This window comes from Sunxiuqinia sp. (assembly GCF_055140945.1).
Map to the genome: position 1 here is coordinate 30,444 of NZ_JBSQYS010000020.1, position 23,743 is coordinate 54,186.

At 39.1% G+C, this 23,743-nt stretch carries 21 protein-coding genes; 18 read left to right on the plus strand and 3 right to left on the minus strand.

Features of this window, described 5'->3' with window-relative positions:
- Positions 1–8: 8 nt before the first annotated feature.
- Entirely contained in the window at positions 9–1,433 is a 1,425-nt protein-coding gene (locus ACTB00_RS11050; RefSeq protein ID WP_463299980.1) for a TrkH family potassium uptake protein, read from the minus strand.
- Positions 1,434–1,765: 332 nt separating this feature from the next.
- Here ACTB00_RS11050 and ACTB00_RS11055 point away from each other — a divergent pair, with 332 nt between their 5' ends.
- The 10 genes from ACTB00_RS11055 to ACTB00_RS11100 all read left to right on the plus strand — a co-directional run bounded on the left by ACTB00_RS11055 (position 1,766) and on the right by ACTB00_RS11100 (position 15,135).
- Entirely contained in the window at positions 1,766–3,085 is a 1,320-nt protein-coding gene (locus ACTB00_RS11055; RefSeq protein ID WP_463299981.1) for a cation:proton antiporter, read from the plus strand.
- Positions 3,086–3,091: 6 nt separating this feature from the next.
- Positions 3,092–5,086, plus strand: coding sequence for a cation:proton antiporter domain-containing protein (locus ACTB00_RS11060; RefSeq protein WP_463299982.1), 1,995 nt, complete (start codon positions 3,092–3,094; stop codon positions 5,084–5,086).
- Positions 5,086–6,828: a TrkH family potassium uptake protein gene (locus ACTB00_RS11065; RefSeq protein ID WP_463299983.1), complete on the plus strand. Its 1,743-nt coding sequence runs from the start codon at positions 5,086–5,088 to the stop codon at positions 6,826–6,828. The genes ACTB00_RS11060 and ACTB00_RS11065 overlap by 1 nt, the downstream gene beginning before the upstream one ends.
- Positions 6,829–6,839: 11 nt before the next feature.
- Positions 6,840–7,520, plus strand: coding sequence for a potassium channel family protein (locus ACTB00_RS11070; protein ID WP_463299984.1), 681 nt, complete (start codon positions 6,840–6,842; stop codon positions 7,518–7,520).
- 178 nt (positions 7,521–7,698) lie between these two features.
- Positions 7,699–7,869, plus strand: a complete 171-nt coding sequence (locus ACTB00_RS11075) for a hypothetical protein (protein ID WP_463299985.1) — start codon at positions 7,699–7,701, stop codon at positions 7,867–7,869.
- An 873-nt stretch (positions 7,870–8,742) separates the two neighbouring features.
- Positions 8,743–9,450: an NUDIX hydrolase gene (locus ACTB00_RS11080; RefSeq protein WP_463299986.1), complete on the plus strand. Its 708-nt coding sequence runs from the start codon at positions 8,743–8,745 to the stop codon at positions 9,448–9,450.
- Between the two features lie 22 nt (positions 9,451–9,472).
- Positions 9,473–10,963: an L-arabinose isomerase gene (gene araA, locus ACTB00_RS11085; RefSeq protein ID WP_463299987.1), complete on the plus strand. Its 1,491-nt coding sequence runs from the start codon at positions 9,473–9,475 to the stop codon at positions 10,961–10,963.
- Between the two features lie 43 nt (positions 10,964–11,006).
- On the plus strand, positions 11,007–12,737 hold the full coding sequence (locus ACTB00_RS11090) for a sodium:solute symporter (RefSeq protein WP_463299988.1): 1,731 nt from the start codon (positions 11,007–11,009) through the stop codon (positions 12,735–12,737).
- 10 nt (positions 12,738–12,747) lie between these two features.
- Positions 12,748–13,434: an L-ribulose-5-phosphate 4-epimerase gene (araD, locus tag ACTB00_RS11095; protein ID WP_463299989.1), complete on the plus strand. Its 687-nt coding sequence runs from the start codon at positions 12,748–12,750 to the stop codon at positions 13,432–13,434.
- A gap of 24 nt (positions 13,435–13,458) precedes the next feature.
- Positions 13,459–15,135: a ribulokinase gene (locus ACTB00_RS11100; protein WP_463299990.1), complete on the plus strand. Its 1,677-nt coding sequence runs from the start codon at positions 13,459–13,461 to the stop codon at positions 15,133–15,135.
- 37 nt (positions 15,136–15,172) lie between these two features.
- Here the strand turns inward: ACTB00_RS11100 and ACTB00_RS11105 are convergent, their stop codons facing one another.
- Together ACTB00_RS11105 and pdxH are read right to left on the minus strand one after the other, a co-directional pair.
- Positions 15,173–16,066 (minus strand): DUF72 domain-containing protein, encoded by an 894-nt coding sequence (locus ACTB00_RS11105; RefSeq protein ID WP_463299991.1) that lies wholly within the window; start codon positions 16,064–16,066, stop codon positions 15,173–15,175.
- A 40-nt stretch (positions 16,067–16,106) separates the two neighbouring features.
- Positions 16,107–16,739: a pyridoxamine 5'-phosphate oxidase gene (pdxH, locus tag ACTB00_RS11110; protein WP_463299992.1), complete on the minus strand. Its 633-nt coding sequence runs from the start codon at positions 16,737–16,739 to the stop codon at positions 16,107–16,109.
- A 77-nt stretch (positions 16,740–16,816) separates the two neighbouring features.
- Here pdxH and ACTB00_RS11115 point away from each other — a divergent pair, with 77 nt between their 5' ends.
- The 8 genes from ACTB00_RS11115 (at position 16,817) to ACTB00_RS11150 (ending at position 23,743) form a co-directional block, all read left to right on the plus strand.
- Entirely contained in the window at positions 16,817–17,413 is a 597-nt protein-coding gene (locus tag ACTB00_RS11115) for a thioredoxin family protein (RefSeq protein WP_463299993.1), read from the plus strand.
- Between the two features lie 480 nt (positions 17,414–17,893).
- Positions 17,894–18,235 carry a hypothetical protein gene (locus ACTB00_RS11120; protein ID WP_463299994.1) on the plus strand — a complete coding sequence of 114 codons (342 nt, stop codon included), beginning with the start codon at positions 17,894–17,896 and terminating at the stop codon, positions 18,233–18,235.
- Between the two features lie 3 nt (positions 18,236–18,238).
- Positions 18,239–18,424: a hypothetical protein gene (locus ACTB00_RS11125; RefSeq protein ID WP_159520559.1), complete on the plus strand. Its 186-nt coding sequence runs from the start codon at positions 18,239–18,241 to the stop codon at positions 18,422–18,424.
- Positions 18,425–18,480: 56 nt separating this feature from the next.
- Positions 18,481–18,789, plus strand: a complete 309-nt coding sequence (locus tag ACTB00_RS11130) for an STAS domain-containing protein (RefSeq protein ID WP_463299995.1) — start codon at positions 18,481–18,483, stop codon at positions 18,787–18,789.
- A gap of 1 nt (position 18,790) precedes the next feature.
- Positions 18,791–19,168, plus strand: coding sequence for a response regulator (locus tag ACTB00_RS11135; RefSeq protein WP_463299996.1), 378 nt, complete (start codon positions 18,791–18,793; stop codon positions 19,166–19,168).
- A complete protein-coding gene (locus ACTB00_RS11140; protein ID WP_463299997.1) occupies positions 19,168–21,234 on the plus strand; it encodes a chemotaxis protein CheA in 2,067 nt (688 codons plus the stop codon). Before ACTB00_RS11135 ends, ACTB00_RS11140 begins: the two co-directional genes overlap by 1 nt.
- Positions 21,234–21,719, plus strand: a complete 486-nt coding sequence (locus ACTB00_RS11145; protein WP_463299998.1) for a chemotaxis protein CheW — start codon at positions 21,234–21,236, stop codon at positions 21,717–21,719. Before ACTB00_RS11140 ends, ACTB00_RS11145 begins: the two co-directional genes overlap by 1 nt.
- 11 nt (positions 21,720–21,730) lie before the next feature.
- Positions 21,731–23,743: a methyl-accepting chemotaxis protein gene (locus ACTB00_RS11150; RefSeq protein WP_463299999.1), complete on the plus strand. Its 2,013-nt coding sequence runs from the start codon at positions 21,731–21,733 to the stop codon at positions 23,741–23,743.

The following is a 23,743-nucleotide window of genomic DNA, read 5'->3' on the forward strand; positions in this document are numbered from 1 at the left end:
ATCGTAAACTATTTAACTTCTTTGTAGAATGCCGGGAAAAATAAAAGCAGAACAGGAAAAATTTCGAACCTGCCAATTAACATCAGCAGACTTAAAACTATCTTTCCTGCATTAGGGAAACCAGATAGGCTCAGGTTATACCCGAAATTTGATAACGCCGAGATGGATAAAAACACAGATTCTTTAACATCTGGCACAAAAAAAGTAAGGGCAAGTGTGCCAAAAACAAACACAATCCCGAAAACAAAAATAAAAGTCAATATTGAAAGATTAGTCTCTTTATCAATATTGTTCCCATTGTATTTTACCGTTGAAATATTTGTTTCGGAATTTGTTGGATTTTTTAATTGTAGCCCGAAATTCCTAAAAAGTACCAGGAACCGGGACATTTTGATACCACCACTGGCAGAACCGACACATCCGCCTATTATAATGAGAAGGTACATCAGGGGCAAAATAAAATCAGGCCACGATAAATATTCTGCATTCGAATAGCCAGACGAAGAAACCAGTGAAACAACCTGAAAAGCGCCTTCCCTAAAAGCCGGTCCAAATCCTTTTCCTGTATCAAAATATAATATCCCGGTAAAAGATATGGCCGCTATAAATGTAATTAAAACATAAATCCTTATTTCATCATTTTTTCTTATTGCCTTGTATTTCCCGCTTATTATCAGATAATAAATCAGGTAACTAATACCGGATAAAAACATAAAAAGTAGCATTACGTACTGGATATACGCCGAATAACCTGCCATATTCCCATTTTGAGGGGAGAAACTGCCGGTAGACACCGTTCCAAAAGAATAACACAAACTGGTATAAAGACTCATTCCTCCAGCATATAAAAAAAGTGCCTGTATCACTGTTAAAACAATATAAACCATAAATACACGTGCAACAATAAACACAAGGCTGTGAGCAGGTTTTTCTTCGGATAAAGATTCCGGAAAAAAGAGTTTATTTCCTCCAATTTTAAGCGCTGGCATAATGGTAATTACCATTATAATTGTAGCTATGCCTCCTAACCAGTGAGTAAGGCTGCGCCAGAAGAGTATGGATTTGGGCAACTGCTCAATGTCTGGAAGTATGGATGTTCCGGTTGTTGTAAAGCCCGAAATTGTTTCAAAAAGTATGTCAATCGATGCTGGAATTGTCTTGCTGATAAGGTACGGAAGCGCTCCAGCTAAAATTAGTATGAACCATGAAATCAGAATTAAAGTTACACTCTCTTTATTGCTTTCTATGGCTTTAAACCTTTTACCTGAAAAAGAGTAGAGAGAGAAGCCTGACACCAAAGAAATAATAGCTGGTATTAAAAAAGGCTTAAGTGACTCGTGATAAAAAACTGCGTAAGGAGTACATAACAGAAACGACAAGCCTTCAAAAAGTAAGACAAGGGAAATGGAAAGCAAAATATTTTTATAACGCATAGTGTCGAATATTAGGTGATCTCCTTAAATGATAATTGGCAGTTTGTCTTTTCGAAACTTTACCGGTACTGGATAGGTATGGATCAATTTTAATATACTCAAGGTCCTAATTATCATCCTTGATTTGTAAGATCTGTCATTTGTAACTTTGTTAATCAACCGACAACGCAAAATTGTCTCGGATTTTATAAAGATTTTGTAAAGATTTATTGTGTGGATATAAAGATTTTATAAAGGAATATATTATCCCCTCCGAATTTTACATTTGATATTAGTTTATATCGATAAAATATCAGTATTTTTCACTAAACTATTTTGGTAGAAACTAAAAAATGGATTTATACATCACCATAATTATTCTTGGGGTATTGATTTTTTTATCGCACGTTTTCAACCAACTTTTCGATAAAACAAAAATTCCCAATGTGCTGTTATTACTTTTAATAGGCATTATTGTAGGGCCTGTAAGTGGAATAGTCACCATCGACTTTTTTGGTGAGTTGGGCAACATTTTTACCACTATTACACTCGTTGTAATCTTGTTTGAAAGTGGCGCCAGCCTCCATTTCAAAGAAATTAAAAAAGCCATTGGTTCGGCTACATTATTAACGTTGGTAAATTTTGTAGTTACCATTTTACTCACATCCTGGATTTCCCGCTGGCTGCTGGGTGTTGATGTAATGAGTTCTGTATTTATCGGAGCTATCGTTGGAGGAACCTCTTCGGCTGTTGTAATTCCAACGGTAAGGCAGCTTAAGATGGGTGGGGAAAGTACATCTGTATTAATTCTCGAATCGGCACTAAGCGATGTGCTTTGTCTCGTTGTTGGTCTGGCCTTGCTTGATGGAATTGCCGAAAATGTAGTTTCACCCCAAATGATTCTTTCAAAGATGTGGAAGGCCTTTGTTTTTGCAATTATCCTGGGCTTATTGAGTGGATTTTTATGGTCAACTTTTATTGGAAAAATAAGAAGTGTAAAAAGTTCGATGTTCACTACGCTTGCCTTTGTTTTTATTTTATATGGTGTTGTTGAGTTGTTGGCGTTAAACGGGGGTATAGCCGTTTTATCTTTTGGAATTATTTTAGGCAATATTGACGGACTGGGTGAATCAAAAGAATTCAGGAAGGTTTTTACGTTCAAAAGTTCGGGATTTAATCCGAATGAAAGAGATTTTTTTGCTGAGGTAGTGTTTATCATGCAAACCTATTTCTTTGTTTATGTGGGTATTTCACTGCAATTTGGTGCTCCGGCAATTTATGCAACAGGGTTTTTAATCGTTTTATTAATAATTGGGTTTCGTATTCCGGGTGTGGTTTATCTTACCGGTAAAAATATTCCCAAACCCGAAAAAACAATAATGGCAGTTATGACACCTAAAGGATTGGTTCCGGCAGTGTTAGCCGCCCTTCCATTACAAAGAGGACTGGCTCATGGAGAGATTATTGTTGACCTGGGCTACTCCATTGTACTGTTTAGTATTATTATTTGCTCTTTATTGGTTATAATGCTTAGTTTAAAACCAAATCTGCTCAATGGTTTCAAGAAACGCAAAACTGAACCGATTGAACCAGAAGATATACCTTTTGACGTTATTCAAAATGATTCAACCGAACGTAACCCTTCTGATAATGTTTCGGAAGATAAAAAATAGTTGTTTATGTTTCATGCCTTAATCCAGTTTCCATTTAACGAACCGGTAATAATTATTACTCTGATTCTGATCATTCTTCTCATTGGCCCGGTTTTTTTCGAAAGAATTCGTATTCCGTCAATTGTTGGGTTACTCATTAGCGGTGCTATCATTGGCCCGCATGGATTCAACTTAGTATCTCCAGACCTGGAATTCAACCTTCTGGGAACAATGGGATTATTGTACCTGATGTTTCTGGCAGGTTTGGAAATAGACCTGATTGATTTTATTGAAAATAAATTAAAAAGTATTTTTATTGGTATTGCCACATTTGCCCTGCCTTTCATAATCGGTTATTTTACAAGCAGGTATTTACTGGATTATGAAGAAATTACCTCATGGTTAATTGCAGCCATGCTTTCTTCACATACGTTAATCTCATATCCGTTACTTGGACGGTTGGGTATTGTCAATAAGCCCATTGTGACGATAATTGTTGGAGCTACCATTATAGCCGATATCCTTGCATTGGTGGCTATGGAATTAATTACCAATTTTGCCGGTGGTGGTTTCAATTTGGATAGCTTACTTTTACTGGGATTAAATTTTCTTTTGTTATTTCTTGTTGTTTTTATAGTATTTCCACGTCTGGCAAAGTTTTTTCTGAATAAGTACGAAGGTGACTTGGGGGTTCAATATATTTTCATTTTGGTAATTCTGTTCTCTTCGGCTTTGGTGGCTTATTTGCTCAATATTGAACCTATAATTGGCGCTTTTTTTAGTGGCCTTGTTCTGAACAGACTGGTGATTAGTTCATCGCCTCTGTACAAACGTATTGAATTCATAGGCAATAATTTGTTTATTCCATTCTTTTTGATTTCAATTGGTATACTCGCCAATTTTAAAGTCTATTTTAATGAGCCTTACCAGGTAATCCTTCTGATGGTTCTCATAATTGCTGCTTTTGCTGGCAAATATGTTGCCGCTCTAATATCCAGATTATTTGTTAAAACAACGAAAACCGAAACCAACCTAATTTTTGGATTAAGTGTTTCCCGTGCAGCTTCGGCAATTGCAATTATTCTAATTGGCTTCAATATGGGAATTGTTCCGGAAACTGTACTGAACAATACTGTGATATTGATATTGGTTACCAGTATTGGCAGTTCATATATGACGCAAAAAGCGGGTAAAAAATTGTTGATTGACGAAGAATCAATTAATGAAGATTCAAAAATTAAACAAAAGATACTGGTTCCGGTTGCCAACCCTTCTACAATGGAAAACCTGCTCGAATTTGCCAGCTTGATTAAAAAGGAAGATATTAGCATTCCTATATATCCACTGTCTGTCTTCACGAACAGGATTGAGGTGAGAAATGAAATTGATAAAAATCAGCAGAAACTTTCAGAGGTTATCCATTCATTACATTCTGATATTTCGTTTGAAACCACTTCGCGTATCGACAATAATATAACAAACGGGATTGTGCGTGCTGCTGAAGAATTAGTAGCTACAACTATTGTTATGGGGTGGCACAAAAGTAAAACACCATTTCATATTCTCTTCGGAAATGTAATGAAAAACCTACTCGATAAAACTGAACGTATGGTAATTGTACTAAAAACACCATCAAGTTTCAGGCAGGTGAGAAAAATACATCTGTTGTGCCCTGAAAATGCCCAATATGAAAAAGGATTTCATTTATGGCTTGACACATTGACTTTTCTCACCAGAAAGTTAAAATTAAAGGTAAACGTTGATTGTAGTTCTTCGCTGACCGTTGAAGCAATTAATCATTATACAACCCAAGCCGGCACATTAAAATACTTTGAATTAAAACAACATGAAATTAGGCAACATATAAACGAAAATATTCGGGACTCATCTGCTGAATTACTTGTTTTCATTCATTCCAGAAAGAAAACCATTTCATATAACAAGTCTTTTGAACACATAATGAACAGTGCGCTGGGCAGGTTCAGTGAAAATAATATAGTAATTATCTATCCCGAGCAGTAGTGAAAAAATATAAACTAAAATATGGTCCGCTTTTGTTCAGCGGTTTGGCAATTCTAACCTTGCTATTTGATATTGGTTTTAGCCAGGGAGCTAAAACATTGAGAGTTATCAATTATTCATATTTTGTCTTTTTATTAGGGATAATACTCACCATTCCAATAAAATATATTGCTGATTTTAAAAATTTAGAAAAACTTAGAATTTGGATTATAGAACTGGTTTTATGGGGCTTTTACAATTATCTTCTGGTAAGCATATCATTTGGTGAACTATCTAATGGTCCTGTCAACCCAAAAATATGGCTGTTCATCGCTTTTTCGGTAAGTTTAATCCGCGAAATTTCGGGGTTAAGGTTTAGCTGGCGTTATAAGCATGTTAATCCGGCAGCCATTTTTATTGCCAGTTTTGCTTTGTTGATTTTGGCCGGAACCTTTTTGTTAATGTTACCCCGTGCTACCCATTCAGGGATTCATTTTACCGATGCATTATTTACTTCAACCAGTGCGGTTTGTGTTACCGGCTTAATAGTGGTTGACACAGGTTCGTACTTTACGGTTTTTGGTCAATCTATCATTTTGGTGCTTATTCAATTAGGTGGTATCGGTATTATGACATTCACCAGTTTCTTTGCCTATTTTTTTATGGGTGGCTCTTCTTATCAGAACCTGGTTATGCTTGGTAACCTTACCAGTGAAAACAAAATTGCTGAAGTAATCGGCACCTTAAAAAAGATTGTTTTTTTTACTGTTCTTGTTGAGGTAACTGGTTTCGTACTCATCTTTATGAATATTAAAACCACTGCTGCAATTAATCAGCCGGATGCTGTTTTTTTCTCCGTATTCCATTCCATATCTGCTTTTTGCAACGCAGGTTTCTCAACACTTTCCAACAGTTTCTACAACATAAATTACCGGTTTGATTATCCGTTGCATGCTACAATAGCTTTGCTTTTCATCATCGGGGGGCTTGGCTTTCCAGTAATTATTAATATCTATACCTGGGTGAAATATTTGTTTCTTAACCGCCTTCTCCGGTTAAACAAACGTCGGGAAGTTATTCACCAGGCTCAGGTTTTTACACTGAATACAAAGTTAGTCGTGTACACTACCCTGATTTTATTAATAGCAGGTACCTTAGTATTTTATGTATTGGAGTATGATAACACTTTGGCAGAACACAATGGATTCGGTAAACTTTTAATCGCGTTTTTTGAGGCTGCCACCCCACGAACGGCAGGTTTTAATACGGTTAATACGTTCGCAATTCATACACCAACTTTAATGTTTGTTATTTTACTTATGTGGATTGGAGCATCTCCTGCATCAACCGGTGGAGGGATAAAAACAAGCACATTTGCATTGGCTATTTTGAACATTATAAACCTGGCACAAGGAAAAGACCGGGTTGAACTCAACAAAAGACAAATCTCTGAAACATCACTTAAACGCTCGTTTGCCTTTATTTTTTTATCCGTAGTGATTATTGGGCTGGTCGTTTTTCTATTGTTTAAAACCGAACCGGATAAAAAAGCGACCGATATCATTTTTGAAGTTTTTTCGGCATTCAGCACGGTAGGATTAAGCAGAGGGATAACGAGTGATTTGTCTGGTGCCGGAAAAATTATCATCACCCTGACCATGTTTGTCGGCCGGGTTGGGGCGTTAACTTTTATATCTTCATTTTTTAAAAAATCAACCGGGAAATTACTACAATATCCATCGGAAGGGATTTTAATTAACTAAAATTAAAAACAATGAACTTTTTAATAGTCGGATTAGGAAATTTTGGGGGCGCATTGGCAGTAAGACTCACACAACTCGGGCACGAGGTGATCGGAGTGGATAGCAGTATGTCGAAAGTTGAAATGTTTAAAAACGACATTACTCATACTATTTGTGCCAATTGTACGGATATTCATACGGCTAAAGAAATACCTGTAAAAGATGCCGATGTGGTTATTGTAAGCATTGGCGAACATGAAGGGAACTCGATAATGGTTACAGCAAACATGAAACAGTTAAACGCCAAAAGAATCATTAGCCGGGCTGTTTCCCAAACGCAGGAAACAGTACTTCGTGCCATGGGGATTGAAGAAATTGTGCATCCCGAACAAGATTCAGCCGAGAAACTAGCAAAGAACCTGACCTCTGAAGGTTTTATTGATTCTTTTGAACTCTCCAGCGAATACAGCATTGTAAAGGCTGAAGTGCCGGAAAGGTACGAAGGAAAACGTTTGGGCGAAACCGATATACGCTCCAAACACAACATTAATGTTCTGACGATAATTTCAAAAACAAAAAAAAGAAATTTTTTAGGAATAAAACAATCAACAATGGAAGTGAAGGAAATGGCAAAAGCTGATACCCTCCTTGAAAAAGGAGAGATTTTGGTAATTTTTGGTCATGTTAAAGATATTGAAAAGTTTCTGGAATAACTCAAAGCTTTATTCTCAATAAATTAAGCCTCTCCATTTAGTTACAGGCAGAAATTGCCCGTAAAAGAATTTTTGAAAACAACAGGTCTCTCCCAAATTATCTCGCCCAGTTGGGATAAAATAATAAGGCGTCGGTTGGTGGAATCAAATGGACGGTCAGCAGTGAGCCGATAATGTATTGGAGGGCCACATGGTGGGAACCGGGAAACTCAATATGAAACCTGGTAAGTACCGGTTCAAATTATGGGGGACAGATACTTCTGTAAGTGTTGACCGGATATTGATTGACTTTGGCAGATTAAAGGAATCTTATACCGGGCCAAATTCATCCAAAATGGTAGAGCATTAAACTGAACGTATTGAATTATGAACAAAGCATTTAAAGTGTCAGATCCCGATTTCGTTTCCGATTGTTCCTATTGCATATTCTGGGTTGAACTATGATCAGTATAAATTAAATAACAACTGATTTGGTATCAAATCGATCATTTTGTATTTTTGAATACAGAAATGTTCTTCAATTTTGTTGGAGGTGATTTATCGAGACCACAAAAATTTCATCTTGATAAAATACTGAATTTAAGCCTGTTGATTTAATACAATATGCCCTTGTTCTGGGCACCAGGAGTTGAGAAATCAGCTCCTTTTTTTATTTTCATAACCAACCACTTACAGCTAGCCGAGGTGCTATATTTTTCAAAATGAAAGCATGATGGAAACATTTCCGGGTTAAACATTAAAACGAATAGTACAAATTAATTGATTTGAACGATGCGCCCTCGTGCTATAATTCCCGTCTGCTGAGTACTGTAGGAATCTATTGAACTTTGCTAATAATGACTAGTGCCTTCTCGGGTTGATTTGAAACTCGTGAACTCCAATTGTTGTCATTAAGTTCAACAGATCGCTTAAAGTTAATACTAAGTTCGAAACGTTAGTATTAACATTCGGTATCCGATAGTGTGGGGTCCAAACTTGTAGCTGCTCTTTTTATTCTTTCTTCTCATGCATTCTTTTCGTAAGTAATTTGTCTTTCAATCAATTTTAGTATATGTGTTATAGAACACTTATGTGAAAAAAGCAACGAAATTTAATAAAAGTAAAAAATACTTTTTATAGTTTTGACCAGATGAAACAAGCATGTAAAAGTTCTTACATTAAGGAGGATGATTATAGGCGAGGTTCATATGATCCCTAATAAAAAGCAAACGATTATAATCAGATGAAACGATCAAAAGAATTCTTATCAGAATTATATGGAGAGCATCCAAGGCATTATGTTGCAGTTGATTGCGTAATTTTTGGTTATGACAGCGGCGAGTTGAAATTACTATTATATCCCCGTAGTTTCGAGCCATCAAAGGGAAATTGGTCATTGCCGGGTGGTTTTGTTCAGAATGACGAATCTTCGGACCAGGCGGCAGAGCGAATATTGAAAAAGACCACGGGATTAGATGATATTTTCATGGAACAAGTAGCAGCCTTCGCTGATCCAAATCGTGAAAAATCGGCAAGGGTGATCAGTTTGGCATATTACGCTTTAGTTCGTCTTGATCGGTACGACGAAAATCTCTTAAAAGAGCATGGCGCTACCTGGTATTCGCTGGCCAAAATGCCGGACTTAATTTTCGATCACAATGAAATGGTTGCAAAGGCTCTTGCTAAACTTCAATTTAAGGCTGGACATGGACTTGTTGGTAAGGAGTTGTTGCCCGAAATGTTCACTCTTACCCAGTTAAGGGGGCTGTATGAAGCAATTTTTCAGCGGGAATTTGATCCCGGGAATTTCAGAAAAAAGATTTTGTCACTTGGGATTTTGAAAAGATTGAACAAAAAGGATTCCAGCGAATCGAAAAAAGGGGCCTATTATTACTCCTATGAGGCAGAAGACATTAACGAAAAGGAAATTGGTCAAATTATAAAAATCTAACAAAAATAAATTATTTAACAAGATGAAAACGAAAGATTTAAAATCCTACGAAGTTTGGTTTATTACAGGTAGTCAAAACTTATATGGCGAAGAAACACTCAAGCAAGTTGATACTCATTCAGAAAAAATCGCTAAGGCTTTTGATGCATCCCCATCAATCCCTGTAAAAATTGTGTTTAAACCTGTAGTTAAAACTCCCGAAGAAATTTATAATTGCTGCCAGGCGGCTAACACATCCGAAAATTGTATCGGTATAATTACTTGGATGCACACTTTTTCACCTGCTAAAATGTGGATTCAAGGATTGAGTGTTCTAAATAAACCATTTTTGCACCTTCATACGCAGTTTAATCGTGACATTCCTTGGGAAACCATCGATATGGACTTTATGAATTTGAACCAGTCGGCACATGGCGACCGTGAGTTTGGTTTCATTTGTTCACGTATGCGCAAGAATCGTAAAGTTGTAGTTGGTTATTGGGAAGATGAAAATGTTCAACAAAAGGTTGGAATCTGGGCGCGTGCCGCAGTCGGTAATAATGAATCTAAAAACTTGAAGATTTGTCGTTTTGGTGATAATATGCGTTATGTGGCTGTTACCGAGGGTGATAAAGTTGAAGCACAACGAGTTCTTGGCTGGCAGGTTAATGCACATGGCGTTGGAGAGTTAGTTGCCAGTATGGATACCATCTCAGAAAAAGAAGTTGATGATTTGATGGATGTGTATGCAGCTGAATATCAATTAGACGATAAATCAAATGAGAATATTCGTTACCAGGCGAAAATCGAGCTTGGGATGAAAAAATTTCTGGATGAGCACGGTTACAAGGCATTTACCACAAACTTCGAAGATCTTACCGGCTTAAAACAACTTCCGGGCTTGGCAAGTCAGCGTATGATGGCTCAGGGTTATGGGTTTGGTGCTGAAGGCGACTGGAAACAATCAGGACTGGTGCGTATTATGAAAGCCATGTCGCAAGGTTTGGAAGGTGGATGTTCGTTTATGGAAGATTATACTTACCACTTAGATCCAGCGCAGCCAGCTGTATTGAGTGCGCATATGTTGGAAATTTGTCCTTCGATTGCTGAGGCTAAACCTAAGATTGAAGTACATCCATTGGGAATTGGTGGCAAAGATGCTCCTGCTCGCTTGGTGTTTAATGCACCCGAAGGTGACGGTGTAAATGCAACATTGGTTGACATGGGCGGTCGGATGCGTTTAATTCTTAATCCAGTAAAATGTATGACACCAAAAGCCCTTCCGAAATTACCGGTAGCTTGTGCTCTGTGGGTGCCAATGCCAAATCTTGAAGTCGGTGCTGCTGCCTGGATCCTGGGTGGAGGAGCTCACCATACAAGTTTCAGCATGGCTCTAAACAAAGAATTTTTGGAAGATCTTGGTGATATGCTTGATCTTGAGATGCTTGTAATTGATGAGGATACTAAAATTTCAGAATTCAAAAAAGAGCTGAAGTGGAATGACTTGTATTATCATCTTTCCAAAGGACTATAAGGATTCAATAAAACTAATAAACATAAACTAAAAACTTTAACTAATGGGTTTACTTGACTGGATCGTAATTGGAATTTTTGCGCTCGCCCTAATTGGTATTATTGTGTGGGTGTTTAGGCAAAAGGAAGAGACCTCAGGAGATTATTTCCTTGCAGGTCGTGATGCCTCATGGATTGCCATTGGAGCATCCATTTTTGCCTCCAATATTGGATCAGAACACTTAATTGGTTTAGCTGGAGCAGGAGCTTCCAGTGGTATGGCAATGGCACACTGGGAAATTCAGGGATGGATGATTCTGATCCTGGGATGGGTGTTCGTTCCTTTTTATTCTCGAAGTATGGTTTCAACCATGCCTGAGTTCCTCGAACGACGCTATAATAAGGAGTCCAGAACAATATTGTCACTGATTTCTTTAGTTAGTTACGTATTAACAAAAGTTGCTGTTACGGTCTATGCCGGAGGGCTGGTCTTTCAGCAAGTGTTTGGTATTGAAACCATGTGGGGAATCGACTTCTTTTGGATTTCTGCAGTTGGTTTGGTATTGCTAACAGCTGTTTATACGGTAATTGGTGGAATGAAATCAGTGTTGTATACCTCGGTTCTGCAAACTCCTATTTTGCTGTTAGGTTCAATTATTATTGTTGTACTTGGCTTGAAAGAGCTGGGAGGCTGGGATGAAATGATGCGCATTACAAGTGCTGTTCCTGTGAATGAACACGGTGATAGTATGGTTAATTTAATACGCAGTAATCGAGACTCGGACTTCCCTTGGCTTGGAGTATTTATCGGCTCTGCGGTTATTGGTTTCTGGTATTGGTGTACCGATCAGTTTATTGTACAACGTGTGCTTTCGGGTAAAAATGAAAGGGAAGCACGCCGGGGAACCATTTTTGGCGCTTACCTGAAGCTCACTCCGGTATTCTTGTTCATGATTCCGGGTATGATTGCTTTTGCCTTGCATCAAAAATACCTGGGACAGGGTGGATTTTTACCATTGCTGGAAAATGGTACACCAAATGCCGATGCAGCGTTCCCAACCTTAGTCGCAAAACTATTACCTGCAGGCGTTAAAGGTCTGGTTGTTTGTGGTATTTTGGCTGCCTTGATGAGCTCCCTGGCTTCCTTGTTTAACTCGTCGGCTATGTTGTTTACAATTGACTTTTATAAAAAATACCGACCAGATACAAGTGAAAATAAACTTCTTCAGGTAGGGCGTGTTGCCACTGTTGTTATTGTTATTTTGGGTATTCTCTGGATTCCTATTATGCGTAACATTGGAGATGTATTGTATACGTATCTTCAGGATGTTCAATCTGTTTTAGCTCCGGGTATTGCAGCGGCATTTCTGTTGGGAGTTGTGTCTTCTAGGCCAACACCCAAAGGAGGTATGTGGGGAATGATTTCCGGGTTTATTATTGGTGTGTTGCGTCTTGGGGCGAAAGTGATGTATACGAGTATGGCAGGAAGTGCCGGCTATGAAGATGTAAAACTTTGGGCTACTGAAACGGGAGTAAATAATTTCTTTTACACCTTGTTTTATGATGTAAACTGGCTGTTCTTTAGTGGAGGTATGCTTGTGTTCAGTATGGCAGTTGTTCTGGTTGTAAGTAAATTTACAAAAGCGGCATCTGCCGAGCAGCTCAATGGATTGACATTCTCCTCAGCGTCTGAAGAAGATAAAGCTGCAACTCGCAAGAGCTGGAATCATTGGGATGTTATCCACTCCGCAATTATTATTGGATTAACGGTTGTGTTTTATATTTATTTCTGGTAAAAAATTAGAAATGTTAGAAGAATTAAAAGAACAGGTTTGTCAAGCCAATCTCGACCTCGTGGAATACGGTTTAGTTGTATTCACCTGGGGGAATGTGAGTGGCATTGACCGAGAAAAAGGATTAGTTGTAATCAAGCCCAGCGGCGTTTCATACGACGGTATGAAACCCGCTGATATGGTGGTGCTCGACTTGGATGGAAATATTGTTGAAGGACAATACAAACCATCTTCGGATACTGCAACTCACTTAGTTTTATACCGCAACTTCAAAAATATTGGAGGGGTTGTTCATACTCATTCCGAGTGGGCTACCAGCTGGGCGCAAGCCGGGAAGTCGATTCCTGCTGTCGGAACAACTCATGCTGATTATTTTTATGGCGAAATCCCATGTACCCGAAAAATGACGGATGAGGAAATCAAAACAGAGTATGAGCTGGAAACAGGAAATGTAATTGTAGAATGTTTCAAAGATCTGAATCCTGATTTTATGCCCGGAGTTTTGGTAAATAATCATGCCCCGTTTAATTGGGGAACTGATGCACATAATGCGGTGCATAACGCCGTGGTTTTAGAGGAAGTTGCGAAAATGACATTCCGCTCATTTCAGTTAAATGCTGAAACTGAAATGTCGCAGACTTTATTAGACAAGCACTTTTTGCGCAAGCATGGTAAAGACGCTTATTACGGTCAGAAGTAGTAAAACAAAAAAATCAAATTAAAAATGACTCAAACTAAATATACAATTGGGCTCGATTACGGATCAGACTCCGTGCGTTCACTGATCGTAAACGTCGATACGGGCGAAGAAATAGCCAGTGTGGTATTCGAATATCCACGTTGGAAAAAAGGAATGTACTGTGATCCGGCAAGAAACCAATTCCGCCAACATCCTTTGGATTATTTGGAAGGATTGGAATACACGATTGTTGAAGCTTTAAAAGAAGCTCCGGCCGGAGTGGCTGAAAATGTAGTTGGTATTTCAGTTGATACAACCGGTTCAACCCCGGTTGCCGTTGATGAAAAAGGAACGCCTTTGTCGTTGACTCCGGGATATGAAGAAAACCCGAATGCGATGTTCGTACTTTGGAAAGACCATACTGCCGTGAAGGAAGCGGACGAAATTAACGACTTGGCTCGCAAATGGGAAATTGATTTCACAAAGTACGAAGGTGGAATTTATTCATCAGAATGGTTTTGGGCCAAGTTGTTGAAAGTTTCTCGTGATGATGCTGCTGTTTATCGGGCAGCAAATTCGTGGGTGGAGCATTGCGATTGGATTCCAGCTGTTTTGGTAGGGAATACCCGCCCCAAAACACTTAAGCGAAGCCGTTGTGCTGCCGGGCATAAAGCAATGTGGCACGAGGCTTTTGGCGGCCTTCCTTCTGATGAGTTTTTAACGGCTCTGGATCCAATGTTGGGTGGTTTGCGTGATCGGTTGTACAAAGAAACATTTACTTGCGATGTGGCAGTTGGTAACTTGTCAAGCGAATGGGCCGAGAAATTAGGCCTTTCAACTGATGTGGTAATCGGCGTTGGTGCTTTCGATGCTCACATGGGAGCTATTGGTGCCGAAATTGAACCTTATCATTTAAGTAAAGTGATGGGAACTTCAACTTGTGATATGTTGGTTGCTCCAATGGAAGAGGTTGGCGATAAGTTGGTTTCAGGTATTTGTGGTCAGGTTGATGGTTCAATCATGCCGGGGATGCTGGGAATGGAAGCTGGACAATCTGCTTTTGGCGATATTTATGCGTGGTTTAAACGGGTATTGATGTGGCCGGCAGCGCAAATTCTTTCGAAAACCGATCTCGTAAGCGAAGAGCAGCGTCAGGCGTTGATTGAAGAGCTTTCGGATAAAATGATTGCAGAATTAACTGTTGAAGCTGAAAAATTGGCCATTGGTGAAAGTAGTGTACTGGCTATCGATTGGATGAATGGACGACGTACTCCGGATGCCAATCAAAACCTGAAGGGAGCTATTGCCGGCTTGAGTTTAGGAACTGATGCACCGCGAATTTTCCGTGCTTTGGTAGAGGCTACTGCCTTTGGTTCAAAAGCCATTGTTGATCGTTTTCTAAATGAAGGTATCCGTATTGACGGTGTGATTGCGCTGGGTGGTGTTGCCAAAAAATCGAAACTGGTGATGCAAATTGTTGCCGATGTGTTGAATATGCCAATTAAAGTTGCTCGCTCGGAGCAAGCTTGTGCGCTAGGTACTGCAATGGCAGCAGCAGTGGTGGCAGGTGTTTATGCAACAACCAACGAGGCACAGAAAAAGATGGGTGGCGGCTTCGAAATGGAGTATCATCCAATTCCTGAAAACGTTGAAAAATACCAAAAGCTTTATGAAGATTACATGGCTTTGGGTGGTTTCATCGAGAAGGGTCTGACAAAATAAGAATCAATCAATTCAGATTAGATATTACGGGAGTTTGTTACGACAGACTCCCGTTTGTTTTTGCAATATCGGGGAGTCTTAAATCAGTGCCCAGTCGTTCATTTAGTTGCTTAATGAAGTGAGCAGAAAGGGTGGGTGATTCTTTTTCGAGATTCTGATGCACAAAAAAATAGATGTTTTGCAGGCCTTGCTTCACCCATTTCTCAATTCGGTCTACCCAGTCATCCAATCGTGAAAAATCGCTTGTTGGATGATTTGCTCCAACGTATCGAATAAAAGCAGTTGGAGTTGTTAGTCTCATGTGCAGTAGATCTCTGCGGCCAGCCGTATCTACTAAAATGTTGGTTATTTCGTGTTCTTCGAGCAGTTGAAAATAGTCCTTTGCAATTTGCTTGTCGCTGAACCACTCCTGATGCCGAACTTCGCAAGCCAGGGGAATTGCTTTTGAGAATCTTTCGAAAAATGCCTTCAGTCGATCGAAGTTTTTATATCCGAAATTGTTATGAAGTTGAAGAAATGCCATCCCCAGTTTTTCTTCAAAGTTGACCATGTTGTCGCAGTATTCCTCAGTTAACTGCTCTACATTATTCAGGCGGCGCATGTGACTGATCGACTGCGTGACTTTCGGAAAGAACTTAAAGTCAGCTGGTGTTTTTTCTTTCCAGTTGACAATCTGCTCTGCTCCAAACATGCGGTAAAAAGTCGCATTTAGCTCAATGGAATTAAACTGAGTGGAGTAGTAGGCCAACTCGTCTTTTGTACCGCGAGGATAAAAATTCTTTAAATCCTGCCTATTCCATTTGGCACAACCGACATAGATATTTAACGGTTGGCCTGCTTTGCTTTTTGAAAGCACTCTTTTTGTTTCCGGATGATCCTTCGGTAAGGTAAAATCAACTTGATCCGGATGATCAACTTTTCCAAATTTCATAAATTACGTGTTAATGGGGGAGCTAAATAAAAACAGAGGATTAAGGCGATAGTCGTTTGTATTCCCATCGATTTGTGTCGATCTTATAATAGCGAATTCGGTCGTGAAGTCTGCCGGGGCGACCTTGCCAAAATTCTATTTCTGTTGGGTTCACCTGATAGCCTCCCCAGTTTGTTGGTTTCGGAATTGAAAGTCCTTCAAATTGAGCTGTCGTATCTCTGAATTTTTGTTCGAGTTCGCCTCTGTTTTTTATGACTTCGCTTTGAGCCGAAGTCCAGGCGCCAAGCTGGCTGTCTCGTGGTCTGCTGTTGAAATAATCTTCAGAAAGGCTGTCGTCAGCTTTTGATATGATGCCTTTTATGCGCACTTGTCGTTCAAGTTCTGCCCAAAAGAAATTTATAGCAACCTGATTGTTCTCAGCAATTTGCTTCGCTTTTGTGCTATTGTAGTTTGTGTAGAATAAGAACTGGTTGTTGGAAACCTCTTTCAAAAGTACAATTCGGGTATCTGGTTCATTGTTGACAGTGGTTGCCAAAACCATTGCTGTAGGCTCGTTTACTTTGTTATGAATAGCTTCGTCCAGCCATAATTTAAACAAATGAATAGGGGTTGCAGGAATGGTGCTCTCTTCCAGCTTGTATTTCTGGTAATTGTTTCTTATATCTCGTAGCATTTACAATTGTTTAAGATTATTTACAAACAAGATTGAAAAAGGTTTTGTTATTTAATAGTAATCAATACTAAAAAGATATGAAAACCTTATTATCATTTATTTTTGTTTTCTTAGGATTCATTGCTTTTGCCGGAGAGAATCAATTGTCTGTTGGCGATAAAGCTGAGCATACTTCTGTCAAAATGTTAGGTGTGTCGGGCGATAAAATGTCGTTGGATGATGCTGTCGATCAAAATGGCTTAGTGCTTATATTTTCCTGTAATACTTGTCCTTTTGTTAAAAAGTGGGAAGGGCGTTACAATGGGTTAAAGAAGTGGGCCGATGAACATGAGATCGGGATGGTTGTAGTGAATTCAAACTATCGCAATTTCGACGGTGTCGATTCGTATGAAGCGATGCAAAAGCATGCCAAGGAACAGTCTTATAATTTCCCGTACTTAGTTGATGAAAATAGTTTGTTGGCTAATGCATACGGCGGACAGACTACACCTCACGTTTTTCTCTTTAATGAAGATTTTGAGCTGGTTTATAAAGGTGCAATTGATGACAATTACGACGATGCCTCGGGAGTAGACAAAGCTTACTTAAAATCGGCTATCGAGCAACTGGCTTCAGGTGAGGAAATTGTCCAAACGGAAACTAAACCTGTTGGTTGCAGTATTAAACGAAAATAAAAATGAAAAAAACAGTAAAGCCGATGCCTTCCACATCGGCTTTACTATTGAACTAATTTTCTTTCTGTAAGGCTTCCTTGGCGTAGTCCATGTAGTTCCAATTAGCCAGTTCGTTGTAGCTCACGGTTACAATAACAAATCCTTCTTCCATTCCGCATCGCAGCCCTTCCCATCAATTCGAGCTTACAGCCCCGTCTGCCATATCGTGAATCCTATTGTAGCAAACATCCTCTAAATACAGCAGGATTAGATGATTTTTCCCTCCCATTTTTTTAGTTAATGTCAGTGGATTAGTGTCTTTCGGCTTGTCGTAATATCGTAAAGATTACCATTGTTGTTATAGTGTGTTGATTTGAAGTCTGTTGTTGAGGCTGTGAAAAGAGTGATGCAATAAATTAATCAAGATAACTGTGGCTTTTAAAAATAGTTTTATTATTTTTGTTATACAATGTATGACATTGTATAACAATTTTAAGAGATATGGAATTTCTTTCAAAAGTCAAATCAGAACAGGAATTGATTAAGGAATTTAAGCGATTGGCCCATGTGTGTCATCCTGATAAAGGTGGAAGTGTTGAGCTTATGCAAGGTTTAAACGAAGAATACCGATCGATGAAAAGGTACTTCAATGCGCATGGGACTGATTTTTCAGCGATTAAAGTTCAGGATACAGTGTATGTTAATGGCACGGAGTGCCGGGTGACGCATGTGTCAGAATATGCTTTTATTGCCAAAGCAAAGCATAAGAATAAGTCAGCAGTGTTTGATAAAAATACAGGAAGAGCCGTCGGAAATAAGCGCTATCGGGCACGATTGTTTTAAAATATGTCAAAAGATCAGAAAAAGATATTAACAGGTTTCCGGTTATCTGAAGGAAATGTGAACTTCATTGAAGATACCAGCAAACGCTTGGGGTTGAATAAAACATCAGCTCTGGATATGCTGCTTACGGTTGTTCGAAAGGACAAGCGTCTATTGACGGATTTAATAAAAAAGGCGCTGGAAGAGTGACCGTGATAGTATGGTAATTGCTTTTGGTTGAATTTATTTATATTTTCATTTTTTGTATGCACGAAGTAAAAGTAGATATGGTTGAAGGGGGCGGAGGCGGTTTCATAAACTTTTCCGGTGATTTGATATTTGAAGATATTCGGCGAATAAAAGAGCAAGTTGATGCTATTTTATCCGAATGGAATCGCAAAAAATTAAGCATTCGTATTTCTGGTGTAACTTCATTTGATTTGAGTTTCTTGCAATTGCTCGAGGGGATTGCTGCTTATCTCGAAAAACGGGAGATTGAACTAAGTGTTGAATGGAAAATGGATGATGAAACTCGCTTGCTATTGGAGCATACTGGCTTTGAGAAATATACCTAATATGGAAGAAAAACGTAGAAAATTAATTGTGCTTGCAGAGGACTCAAAAAGTATTCGTGAAGCGGTTGTTTTTGGGTTGGAAGAGCATGGTTTTGAGGTATACGATGCCGAAGATGGCAAACTTGCTTTGGCTATATTTGATGGGCGTAAAGTTGATTTGTTATTGACAGATTATCACATGCCTAACATGAATGGACTGGAATTGATTAAAAATGTTCGCTCAGATGAACGTTATCAGTGTGTCCCTATTTTGGTGCTCACCACCGAAAATCGAAAAGATCTTATTCTTGAAACAAAGAGAGCCGGGGCCACCGGTTGGGTTGTAAAACCCTTTAAAGTGGATAAATTACTCCAAACAATTCATCGAATTATGCGCTGATGGAAAAATTTCAGAAACGCTTTATTGACGAAGCGAACGAATATTTTGAAAGTCTGGAGTCTGCTCTGCTCTATCTCGAAAACGACTTCTCTGACACCCAGCGAATTGATGAGATCTTTCGCGTCATGCATTCTTTAAAAGGAAGTGGGGCAATGTTTGGTTTTGATTTGCTGAGTGAAGTTACCCATGATTTGGAATCTCTTTATGAGCAGGTTCGTTCTCAGGAAATTCAACTCAATGCAAAGATTATCAGTTTCACGCTTGGAGCTGTCGATCAGCTAAAAAAGCTATTAGTGCTTAATGCAGGGAATGAGGAGAAACAATTGGTTGTGGAGTTGAAACGTGATGTCGCATCGCTGTTGGAGAACTCATCACCATCTTCATCTTCATCTTCTGAAAATAAAATAGTTGAAAATGACAAACAGGAGACTGAAAATGGCAGGAGCTTTTTTGTGTTTTTCCAGCCTAACGAGTCAATTCTCGAAAATGGAACAAACCCTCTTTACCTGATCGATGAGTTGGCCACGCTCGGAGAAAGTAAAATTGAAGTTTCTTTTAACTCGCTTCCTGATTTTAAGGAATTTGACCCTCGAAAGTGTTTTGCAAGCTGGAAAGTTGTACTCTACACACAAGAAGATTTAGGCACTATTCAGGATGTGTTTTTGTTTGTGCAGGATGATTCTCGTATTGAAATAGTTGAATTGCAACATGGTAATGTTTTAGAGAATCAGAAAAAACTTGCCAGGTGTTTCTCCATCCCTGTCGATGAGATTGAAAGCTTAATTGGCGAGGATGGCGACCAGCTGGAGAACTCAGAGCCAATTGAAAATGAAATACAGGTTTCTGAACCTGTCAAGGGAAAAGCAACGGAAGAGCCGGTTCCAAAAGCAAACGAAGAGAAGCGAGATCAGCTGGTTTCCGGCGTTCGCCTGGATACCATTCGTGTGAGTTCCGCCAAAATTGATGAGTATATGAATTTGGTCAGTGAGCTTATTACTGCTCAATCGCATTTGGACTTGATCGCTGAAACCCAAAAGGAATTTGAGCCCGTTTCGGAGCATTTTGCCAAATTAATTCGTCAACTTCGCGACAATGCATTTGACATGAGCCTTATTCCATTAACTAATATGGCTACGCGTTTCAGGCGCCTGGTGCGTGATTTGTCAGCCGACTTGAATAAAAAAGTAAAACTGGTTACCGAAGGACTGGAAACAGAAGTGGATAAGACAATTATCGAACAGCTAGGCGAACCCCTGTTGCATATTATACGAAACTCAATAGATCATGGAATTGAACCGATTGAACAACGGCTTGAGAATGGGAAGGACGAGGAAGGAACAATTTCAATAAAAGCTTGCGTTGTTGGAACGTTTGTAGAGATTGAAATTGCCGATGACGGCGCCGGAATTGATTTGTCACGTATCAAGGAGAAAGCTATTCAAAAAGGATTTTTTTATGAAGGCGATTCTATTTCCGACTCAGAGCTTATTTCTGTAATTTTCAAACCGGGATTTTCGACATCAGAAACTCTTTCTGATGTTTCGGGGCGCGGAGTCGGAATGGACATTGTTCGTAAACGGATTACTGACTTGAGAGGAGATGTTGAAGTTGACACAACGATTGGAGAAGGAACAAAATTCACCATTCGCTTACCACTTTCTATTTCAATTATTGATGGTTTATTGACTCAGGTAAATGACGATTTATATATTATTCCGACGGGTAATATTGAAAAAATATATGCACTGACTGCCGATCAGAAAAAAAATGCACTCCGGCAGGTTGTTGTTTTCGAAGATCAGGAAATTCCATATTTAGATCTGCCAATGGAGTTTAGTACAACTCCGAAAGAGCAAAAGCAGCAATACATGATTGTTGTTCGATACGATCATAAGTTATTTGGCTTAGTTGTGAATGATGTATTCCGAGAGCATCAGGCTGTTGTGAAACCTCTGGATCAAATGATTGGTCATCATGAACTTTTTCTAGGGGCAAGTATAATGGGAGATGGACGGGTGACACTTGTTATTGACGTAAACAAAACGATTCAAAAATTCTCAGCATAATGGAAAATGAAATAATATCAGGACTTGACTCATACCTGAGTTTCCGATTAGGGAATGAAAAGTTCGTTGTTAATATCGGGTATGTTAAGCAAATACTCGAAATGACAACGATTACAAAAGTGCCGCATATGCCGGACTATTATAAAGGCGTAATCAATCTATTTGGAGATGTATTACCGGTAATCGATAGCAGAGTGAAATTTAACTTAGAGGAAAAACCATACGGTAAAAGTACTTGCATTATCGTTTTAATGATTTCAACTCAAGATTTGACTGCGAAATTTGGGCTCATAGTTGACGAAGTTAGTGCAGTTGTGCAAATAGCAGACGAACAGATTCAGGAGCCCCCTGAGATTGGAGACAAATTCAAAAATGAGTTGATTCACTCGATTGCCAATGTAGATGGCGAATTTATTATAATACTCAATGTGGAGAAGATTTTTTCCACTGACGAGATAACACTAGTTAATCCTAATCAACCTTAAACTATAATTTTATGCGCTTTATTGATTTAAAAATAAGAACGAAGTTGTATTGGGCTTTTGGCGTGCTGTTTTTTGTTGGGCTGTTGCTCAGCGCAAACAGCTTTTATACGATGTGGAGTTTCGAGAACGATGTAGCCGCATTAACCGAAGAGTTGATTCCCGAACTACAATTGGCTACCAACATTAGTACGGAAACACAGCAGGTTGCTTTTTATATGGAAAGCTATTTGTTGACAGGAATGTCAGAGAATTACAGAAAAGCAAAAGCAGAACTAGAGCATCTTAAGCAGACTCTTGTTGAGGGAGAACAACTGTTGAGCCAATCAAAGCACCTTGTGCGACTCGAAGAAAAACTCAGTGTTGCCCGCATGTTAATTCCCAAATATGAGCAGACAATGCTGATGGCTTTTAAAAACAACCAGGATATCACCATTTTGCTTTCCCGAATGGAAAAGAATCATGATCAAATGAAAAAGCAGGGGCAGGAATATTTGGAATGGCAGAACGAGCTGTTGAATGCGGAGATTAGGCGGAATGCAGTTAGTAGTTCCCGACAAGAAAAATTAAAAAGAATAAGTGACGGAATGTTGGGTTTAACGTTGGTTCATGAAGATGTCTCCAACGCAAGCAATTCGTTGGATGGCGTTTCTTTTCAGAAGATGGTGGAAAGGTTCGAGAATTTGTTCGTTGAACTTGAAGCCCTGAGAAGCATGGCACAGCAAGCAAAGGAGAAACAATTAGTTGCTGAGATTGAGAAGGAGTTGATTGCCTACCGGACTTCATTAAATTCATTGCAAGAGAAAATTGATCTTCTCCAAAAATATTCAAACGAACATCAGCAGCTTTCAAAAGAACTGGTTGATAATTCAGAGCGTTTGAGAGAAACTGGTGTTGAACACTCAATACAAACTTCGGAGAGATTGTCGGGAACGATAGCTCAATCGATGACATTCAATCTTATAGTGCTGCTTGTTGCAGTTGTCGTTGCAATTCTATTGGCGATTTTTATGGCTCGGTTGATTTCAAAGCCAATTTATAGAGGAATTGAGTTTGCGAAGCAAATGGCAAGTGGTGATTTTACTAATGATCTGGACGTGAATCAGTCTGATGAAATTGGAGAATTGCTGGAAAATCTGAAGACAATGGGATCGCAAATCAGGGATATTATTACAGGTGTTACCATGGCTGCAGACAATATGGCGTCAGCGAGTATGGAGTTAAGCTCTACCTCGCAGCATGTGTCACAAGGATCGTCTGAACAAGCTTCTTCGGCTGAAGAGATTTCTTCTTCGGTACAGGAAATGGCAGCTAATATCCAGCAAAATACCCAAAATGCGAAAGACACTGCGATTATCTCATCTACAGTAGAGTCGCATATTGTGGATAGCAAAGAAAAGGTAGATAAAACGGTGTTGGCGATTCAGGAGATTGCAGATAAGATATCCATCATTGGAGATATTGCTTTCCAAACAAATATTTTGGCCTTAAATGCATCTGTTGAGGCTGCGAGGGCAGGAGAACACGGACGTGGTTTTGGAGTTGTTGCTGCTGAAGTTGGGAAATTAGCCGAGCGCAGTAAAATAGCCGCACAGGAAATTAATGTTCTTACAAAATCAGGGGTCGTTTATGCAAGTGAAGTTGGACAACTCATGGCTCATATTGTTCCTGAAGTTAATAAAACATCAAAACTGATCCAGGAAATCGCAGTTGCCAGTGTTCAGCAAAGTGGAGGTGCTGATCAGATTAATTCGGCCGTTCAACAGTTAAATCAGGTAACTCAACAAAATGCAGCTGCGTCGGAGCAATTAGCGACCAATGCGGTAGAAATGTCGAGTCAGGCTGAAAATCTACAGGAAATAGTATCTTTTTTCAAAGTTGTAATGGAGGAGAATGGCAGAAGAAAGAAGAGAAAGCAAACAAATACTCCGGAATTGAAAGCCGCAGACGAAAAGCATAAAAAAGAAACCAAAGGGTTTCTCTTGGATTTGGGTGATGAAGAAGATGATGAGTTTGAGAAATTTTAG

Coding starts and splice junctions, on each gene's coding strand:
- ACTB00_RS11050 (WP_463299980.1), bottom strand. CDS start 1,433: ATGCGTTATAAAAATATTTTGCTTTCCATTTCCCTTGTCTTACTTTTT.
- ACTB00_RS11055 (WP_463299981.1), top strand. CDS start 1,766: ATGGATTTATACATCACCATAATTATTCTTGGGGTATTGATTTTTTTA.
- ACTB00_RS11060 (WP_463299982.1), top strand. CDS start 3,092: ATGTTTCATGCCTTAATCCAGTTTCCATTTAACGAACCGGTAATAATT.
- ACTB00_RS11070 (WP_463299984.1), top strand. CDS start 6,840: ATGAACTTTTTAATAGTCGGATTAGGAAATTTTGGGGGCGCATTGGCA.
- ACTB00_RS11080 (WP_463299986.1), top strand. CDS start 8,743: ATGAAACGATCAAAAGAATTCTTATCAGAATTATATGGAGAGCATCCA.
- araA (WP_463299987.1), top strand. CDS start 9,473: ATGAAAACGAAAGATTTAAAATCCTACGAAGTTTGGTTTATTACAGGT.
- ACTB00_RS11090 (WP_463299988.1), top strand. CDS start 11,007: ATGGGTTTACTTGACTGGATCGTAATTGGAATTTTTGCGCTCGCCCTA.
- araD (WP_463299989.1), top strand. CDS start 12,748: ATGTTAGAAGAATTAAAAGAACAGGTTTGTCAAGCCAATCTCGACCTC.
- ACTB00_RS11100 (WP_463299990.1), top strand. CDS start 13,459: ATGACTCAAACTAAATATACAATTGGGCTCGATTACGGATCAGACTCC.
- ACTB00_RS11105 (WP_463299991.1), bottom strand. CDS start 16,066: ATGAAATTTGGAAAAGTTGATCATCCGGATCAAGTTGATTTTACCTTA.
- pdxH (WP_463299992.1), bottom strand. CDS start 16,739: ATGCTACGAGATATAAGAAACAATTACCAGAAATACAAGCTGGAAGAG.
- ACTB00_RS11115 (WP_463299993.1), top strand. CDS start 16,817: ATGAAAACCTTATTATCATTTATTTTTGTTTTCTTAGGATTCATTGCT.
- ACTB00_RS11120 (WP_463299994.1), top strand. CDS start 17,894: ATGGAATTTCTTTCAAAAGTCAAATCAGAACAGGAATTGATTAAGGAA.
- ACTB00_RS11125 (WP_159520559.1), top strand. CDS start 18,239: ATGTCAAAAGATCAGAAAAAGATATTAACAGGTTTCCGGTTATCTGAA.
- ACTB00_RS11130 (WP_463299995.1), top strand. CDS start 18,481: ATGCACGAAGTAAAAGTAGATATGGTTGAAGGGGGCGGAGGCGGTTTC.
- ACTB00_RS11135 (WP_463299996.1), top strand. CDS start 18,791: ATGGAAGAAAAACGTAGAAAATTAATTGTGCTTGCAGAGGACTCAAAA.
- ACTB00_RS11140 (WP_463299997.1), top strand. CDS start 19,168: ATGGAAAAATTTCAGAAACGCTTTATTGACGAAGCGAACGAATATTTT.
- ACTB00_RS11145 (WP_463299998.1), top strand. CDS start 21,234: ATGGAAAATGAAATAATATCAGGACTTGACTCATACCTGAGTTTCCGA.
- ACTB00_RS11150 (WP_463299999.1), top strand. CDS start 21,731: ATGCGCTTTATTGATTTAAAAATAAGAACGAAGTTGTATTGGGCTTTT.